8 protein-coding genes are annotated in these 6,033 nt (G+C 56.9%); all 8 read left to right on the forward strand.

Annotated features, from left to right (window positions below; all coding sequences use genetic code 11):
* A partial coding sequence (locus NUW23_14705; GenBank protein ID MCR4427410.1) for an integrase core domain-containing protein occupies positions 1-373 on the forward strand: 373 nt, incomplete at its 5' end.
* 72 nt (positions 374-445) lie between these two features.
* The gene (locus NUW23_14710; protein MCR4427411.1) at positions 446-1,006 is read left to right on the forward strand and encodes a DDE-type integrase/transposase/recombinase; all 561 of its coding nucleotides are present in this window, start codon (positions 446-448) and stop codon (positions 1,004-1,006) included.
* A 95-nt stretch (positions 1,007-1,101) separates the two neighbouring features.
* Complete coding sequence (locus tag NUW23_14715; GenBank protein ID MCR4427412.1) at positions 1,102-2,043, forward strand: site-specific integrase; 942 nt, start codon at positions 1,102-1,104, stop codon at positions 2,041-2,043.
* On the forward strand, positions 2,040-3,002 hold the full coding sequence (locus NUW23_14720) for a tyrosine-type recombinase/integrase (GenBank protein MCR4427413.1): 963 nt from the start codon (positions 2,040-2,042) through the stop codon (positions 3,000-3,002). The genes NUW23_14715 and NUW23_14720 overlap by 4 nt, the downstream gene beginning before the upstream one ends.
* The gene (locus NUW23_14725) at positions 2,986-3,993 is read left to right on the forward strand and encodes a site-specific integrase (GenBank protein MCR4427414.1); all 1,008 of its coding nucleotides are present in this window, start codon (positions 2,986-2,988) and stop codon (positions 3,991-3,993) included. The genes NUW23_14720 and NUW23_14725 overlap by 17 nt, the downstream gene beginning before the upstream one ends.
* A gap of 144 nt (positions 3,994-4,137) precedes the next feature.
* Positions 4,138-4,698 carry a Mu transposase C-terminal domain-containing protein gene (locus tag NUW23_14730; GenBank protein ID MCR4427415.1) on the forward strand — a complete coding sequence of 187 codons (561 nt, stop codon included), beginning with the start codon at positions 4,138-4,140 and terminating at the stop codon, positions 4,696-4,698.
* The gene (locus tag NUW23_14735) at positions 4,695-5,498 is read left to right on the forward strand and encodes an AAA family ATPase (GenBank protein MCR4427416.1); all 804 of its coding nucleotides are present in this window, start codon (positions 4,695-4,697) and stop codon (positions 5,496-5,498) included. Before NUW23_14730 ends, NUW23_14735 begins: the two co-directional genes overlap by 4 nt.
* 201 nt (positions 5,499-5,699) lie before the next feature.
* On the forward strand, positions 5,700-6,033 hold a 334-nt coding region (locus NUW23_14740; GenBank protein ID MCR4427417.1), incomplete at its 3' end, for a UPF0236 family protein.

Raw genomic sequence — 6,033 nt, forward strand, 5'->3', positions numbered from 1 at the left:
CGTTAGCGCGGTCAACATGGCTGTATGGAATCGGCGTCCGGCGAATGGGGTAATCCATCACTCCGACCATGGCGCGCAGTACACTTCTCTGGTCTTCACTACCAGGCTCCGGGAGGCAGGGATCATCGGTTCGATGGGATCGGTCGGTGACGCGTTGGACAACGCAGTAGCGGAGAGTTTCTTCGCCACGCTGCAGACAGAATTGCTTGACAGGGGAGCCTGGCAAACGCGGTCCAATCTCAAGTCGGCCATCTTCGAGTACATCGAGGCCTTCTACAACCGCCGCCGGCGTCATTCAGCTCTGGAGTATCTCACCCCGCTCGAGTTCGAAGGGAGGTGGCGCGCCGGGCAGAAACAAGTATCTGCAGCCTGAAAACCAAAGCCTGACGGTGTCCACCAAACCGGGGTAACTCCAACGGGTCGCGGAGACGAAGACCGGAAAGCTGTGGAGGTATCAGCGCCGGCATCTGGAGATGATGCACGCGATCGAGTTTGGGAGCAACGCCACACGGGTCATGCAGAGAACGGAAACGACGGCCATCCAGAAGCAATTGTTTGCGGCTGTCGGTATACAAGAACCCCCTCGCATACTGGACTTATACTCTCCCGCCAAGGCCTAACACGTAGATACACGCCCACTTTCTACCATATCCCGCCGATACTTGGCTCCGTTGCTCTTCCGGCACTGTATCTACCTAGCGGGTGTCGAACTCGGGCCTATCTCATTGCCTTCATCGACGACTACTCGAGGTTTGTACCGCATGCCGAGTACTACTTCGAGGAGCGCCGCCCAAAACTCGAAGACGCCCTGAAGAAAGCAGTGCTGAAGTACGGAATCCCCAGCCGCCTTTACTGCGACAACGGCGCGATATACTCCGGCCAGCACCTTGAGCGAATCGCAGGGGAACTCGGGTTCCACCTCATACACTCACGGCCCGGCAAACCACAGGGGCGCGGCAAAGTCGAGAAGTTTTATGCGGAGTTCCGCATTATGCGGAGTTGCTAACGGGATTGCCTGGCGAAACAGCCGGAAGGTCATCGCTTAGTTTGCATAATCGAGTATGATCTTTTCATCCTTAGATCTTAGAGGAGGAAGACATCATGCTCGAAAGCGCGAACGTCCCCACCCAGGGAGTCCCGTGCGAACAGGTGCTGGCAGACTTCCACGTATACCTGGCTGAAACCAAAGGAGTACGGCAGGGCACTCAACGTGTCTATGTTCGCCATGTTCGGGAGTTCCTCAATTCGGAGTTTCGGTTTGGAATCATGTTCAATCAGGAGTTGAGTGGTCGCGTTGTTTTCCGGTACATAACTGAACATGCATCCCGTGGCAGAGTCGTCGCGACTAAACTGGCGACTACAGCACTCCGCAGTTTCATCAGGTATCTGGTGATCCGGGGCAAGTGCGATGCTTCTTTGATCAACTCAGTGCCTCCGGTTTGCAACCGCAAACTGTCACGTATCCCTACAGTCCTTTCCAAGGCACAAGTGGACGCAATACTGGCTAGTTTCGACCGCACCACGCCGCTCGGGCTCAGAAACTATGCAATCGTTTTGTGCCTTGCCCATCTCGGGCTTCGATCCGGCGATGTTGTTCATCTCACACTGGATGATGTCAACTGGCGCTCTGGAACCCTCCGTGTTCAAGGCGAGAAGAGCCGACGCGCTAGCGTGATGCCAGTGCCGTATGAAGTGGGCTCCGCCATTGCGGCCTATGTTCTAAAAGGGCGCCCCATAACAAGAGAGCGCAGGATATTCGTCAGCCACGCACGGGGATCTCAAAAGGGTATGCCGGTTACAAGCTCAGCCATCTGGCCGATTGTTCACAAAGCGGCAAAACGCTGTGAGATTGACACTACACGAGTAGGCGCACATACTCTTCGGCACACCTTTGCCAGTCATATGCTGCAAAATGGTGTGGAATTGAAACAGATCGCGGACGTTCTTGGCCATCGCAGTCTGAACGCGACGTTTTTGTACACCAAGGTGGACCTACGGCGTCTTTCCGAGGTCACGCAGCCGTGGCCGGTGGTGAAACCATGAGTGCAGCAATGCTTGATGCGGTAAATGAGTACCTCGCGACCAGACGCGCATTGGGGTATCAGCTCCTGGTTGAAGGGGAAGAATTGCGCCGGTTCGCAGAATATGCGGATCGGATAGGACACCATGGCCCGATCACGACCGAACTAGCGGTGAACTGGGCCAAACTCCCTAAAGATGCCCATCCCTTGTATTGGGCACGCCGGCTCGACATGGTCCGCCGCCTGGCTACATACCAAGTCATGAACCAGCCTGAGACCCAGATCCCGCCAAGAGGCCTTCTAGGCCCATCGTATCGCCGGGTGGCGCCTCATATCTATACCCCCGAAGAGATCAAGGCCCTGATACAGCAGGCATCCAGGCTGGGACCTAATGGCGGTTTGCGTCCACACACATACCAGACTCTTTTCGGACTTCTATTCTGTACTGGACTGCGAGTCTCCGAGGCCTTAAGGCTGACAATCTCGCACGTCGACCTACAGAAGGGCATTCTGACGGTTGTAGGCACCAAGTTCCACAAATCGCGCCTTGTGCCGCTACATGCCACAACTGTGGAGGCGCTGCGCGATTATGCTCTCCATCGCCAGATTCACCTGCCTAACGCTGTCAGTATGAATTTCTTTCTTACGGAAAAGGGCACTGCCCTCAAATACCACAAGACGTTGCTGACGTTCATTGAACTCAGAAAACACCTGGGCTGGTCTGAGCTTGACAGGCCACCGCGGATTCACGATCTCAGACACACATTCGCAGTTACAACCCTGTTGAACTGGTACAGGCATGGGGAGGACATTGGAAACAAGGTGGCAACACTAGCCACGTACCTTGGCCATGTCCACGTATCCGACACCTACTGGTATCTTAGTGCCGTACCAGAACTCCTGGCGGCAGCCGGTTCTCGTTTTGAAGCGTACCTTATGGATCCCGGTGACGAGGAGAGAGAACATGGCCACGACAACTAGCCCTCCTTCGTTTCCCAGGCTGGTACAGGAGTTCTTCTCCGTCTATCTCTTGGAGCAGCATAACGCCAGCCAGCATACGATAGCCAGCTACCGCGATACCTTTAGACTCTTGCTTCAATACTCGGCTAAACGGTTGGGCAAGAAACCCTCGGATCTAACACTAACCGACCTTGACGCATCGCTTGTGCTGGGCTTTCTCGATCACCTGGAGACCGAACGCGGCAACTCCGTAGCAAGCCGAAACGCGAGACTTGCAGCCATACGCTCCTTCCTCAACTACGCGGGGTTTCGTGACCCCTCAGCTCTTGCAGGCGTCCAACGTGTTAGAGCAATCCCGAACAAACGATACGACAGGCTACTGCTTGGTTTCCTCTCCCGGGAGGAAATGCAGGCTATACTGGACGCGCCAGACTGCTCCACTTGGAGCGGCCAGCGGGATCACGCTATGCTGGCGACATTCTACAACACCGGGGCAAGGGTCTCGGAGGTAGTTTCGCTGCAAGTAAAGGATGTGGACCTTGAACATCGCAGGTGCATTCAGATTGTCGGTAAAGGAAGAAAGCAACGGCAAGTTCCTCTATGGAAATCCACCGTGGGAATCCTCAAGAGTTGGAGAAGGCAATTACCGAACAACGAGAGCGCACCGTTATTCCCCAATCGGTTCGGACAGCCGATGACGCGCTCTGGGGTTGAGAGCCGGCTAAACGAGGCTGTACGAACGGCAAGAGAGCGTCAACCGTCACTCGATGGAAGGAAAATCTCACCTCACACCCTCCGTCACACCACTGCAATGCACTTGCTTCAGTCGGGCGTGGATATTACGGTGATAGCTCTCTGGCTGGGACACGAGAGTATTGAGACAACACACCGCTACATCGAAGCCGACCTGGAAATGAAACGAAAGGCACTGGAGACTGTCTCAGAACCGGTTATCCCAAGGCATTCGTATCAGCCTCCAGATCGTCTACTGGCGTTTCTTGAATCGCTCTGATTATGCACAGATGCCGACCAACACTAACCGCTACACGCCAGCACGATACGAGTTCCCATCCGCCATGGGTGGGAACTCGGCATAATGTGGAACTCGGCATAAAACTTCTTATGCTGAGCTCAGCATAAGAAGTTCTTTCAGTACGTGGACCGAAGTTTCAAACCGGAGGCCTACGCGCTGATCGCCTCCGGGAAGATCTCCATACTCCAGCAACTGAACGAGTACTTCTGGGCGTGGCTGGAGGTAGCGTACCACCGGAAGGTCCACGGGGTCTTGAAACAAACCCCGAAAGACCGCTTCGAATCAGACTCGACCCCCCTGAGGAGGCTCGACCCGTTCAAGGTCCGCCAGGCCTTTCTTTGGCAGGAGAAACGCCGAGTCGACAAGACGGGGTGCTTCACGCTTGACGGGAACACCTACGAGGTGAGCGCGGCGCTCGCGCGCAGGACGATCACCGTCCGCTACGACCCGTATGACCTCTCCCTTGTCCAGGTATGGCTCGGGAATGAGCAATATCCCGACGCTCAGCCCCTTGACCTGCAGAGAACACGACGCCGCGAGGTAAGTCAGCCTACGCCGGTCGCTGCCACGCCGCCCGTGAGCATGAGCCTCCTCGAACTGGCAAAGCGCCAGTACGAAGAAGAGAGACGTCAGAAACTCGGCGGGATGCGCTTCCCACGCCTCGAGGAGGAGAAAACACAATGATCCAGCGTTACTTCGGCCTGAAGAGTCTACCGTTCGACCGGGCCCTTCCACCGGCGGACCTCTACGTCAGCCAGGGCTGGCAGGAACTCTCCGCCAGGCTGGATTACATAGTCAGGTCCCGCGCTCTCGGCGTCATCACCGGAGAGATAGGAGCCGGAAAGTCAACAGCCATACGCGCCCTGGCTGCAAGGCTCGACCCCGTCCGCCACCCATTCCTCTACATCGCCGACTCCGGCCTCGAGCCCGGGGGATTCTACAGGGAGGTGTTGGCGCAGTTCGGCATCACTCCTGCATTTCACCGGAGAGATACTCGTCGCCAGTTCAGCCATGCCTTCCTCGACGCCTACGAGAACCAGGGAAAACAGCCTGTGCTTGTCGTCGACGAGGCCCACCTGCTATCGCCCTCGATGATGGCGGAGGTACGGTTCATAGTGAACTTCAGGTTCGATTCGCTGTCCCCATTCGCCCTCATCCTGGTGGGCCAGCCCGAACTCCGGGCCACTTTGCGCCTCCGTACCTTCGAGGTCATACGGCAGCGTGTAGGCGTGCGCTACCACCTCTCCGGACTCCAGGAACCTGAAACCAAAGCCTACATCGAACACTCTCTCAAATACGCAGGCGCCACCCGGCCGCTGTTCACCGACGCGGCTATCTCCCAGATCCACACGATCACGCGCGGAATCCCAAGGCTGATAAACACCCTCGCCACCGCCTGCCTGCTCGATGTATGCAGCCAGGGCGGCCAGGTGGCCGACACCGAAAACGTCCAGCGCGCCCAACTCGACTACGAGCAGATCTGAATCGTAAACACCATGGGCCCGGTAACCACGCCGGGCCCATTTCTCTCCACGACCTACAATTCGAGCGTTCCGTCACCGCCACCTAATTCGGGCAACTCCACGACAAATAATGTGGGCTTCAACAATAAGGGGCTGGAGGTTGTGGCGGGGCGACCGCGGCGGATAGTGACGACGTTTGGGGAGTTGACGGTCAGGCGGCGAATGTACCGGCGCAAAGGTACTGGGGAGCCGGTATTCTTGTTGGACGAAGCGCTGGGGCTGGAGAAGCGGAAGAGATTGAGTCCGAGGATGCGGGAGTTGGCGGTGGAGTTGGGGACGGAGACGACGTTCAGGAGGGCGGCGAAGGTATTGAGCCGTCTTGTGCCTGGTGTAAGTGCGATGGGGGTTTGGGATGAGGTAAAGGCGGCTGGGGAGCGGGCTGCAGTGGAGGCGGAGGCGCTTTGCTCGGCGGTGTTTGAGAGGGGTGTAGTGCCCGAGGGTGGGATGGAGTTACCCCGGTTTGGTGGACACCGTCAGGCTTTGGTTTTCAGGCTGC

This window comes from Bacillota bacterium (genome assembly GCA_024655925.1).
Lineage (GTDB): Bacteria > Bacillota > DTU025 > DTU025 > JANLFS01 > JANLFS01.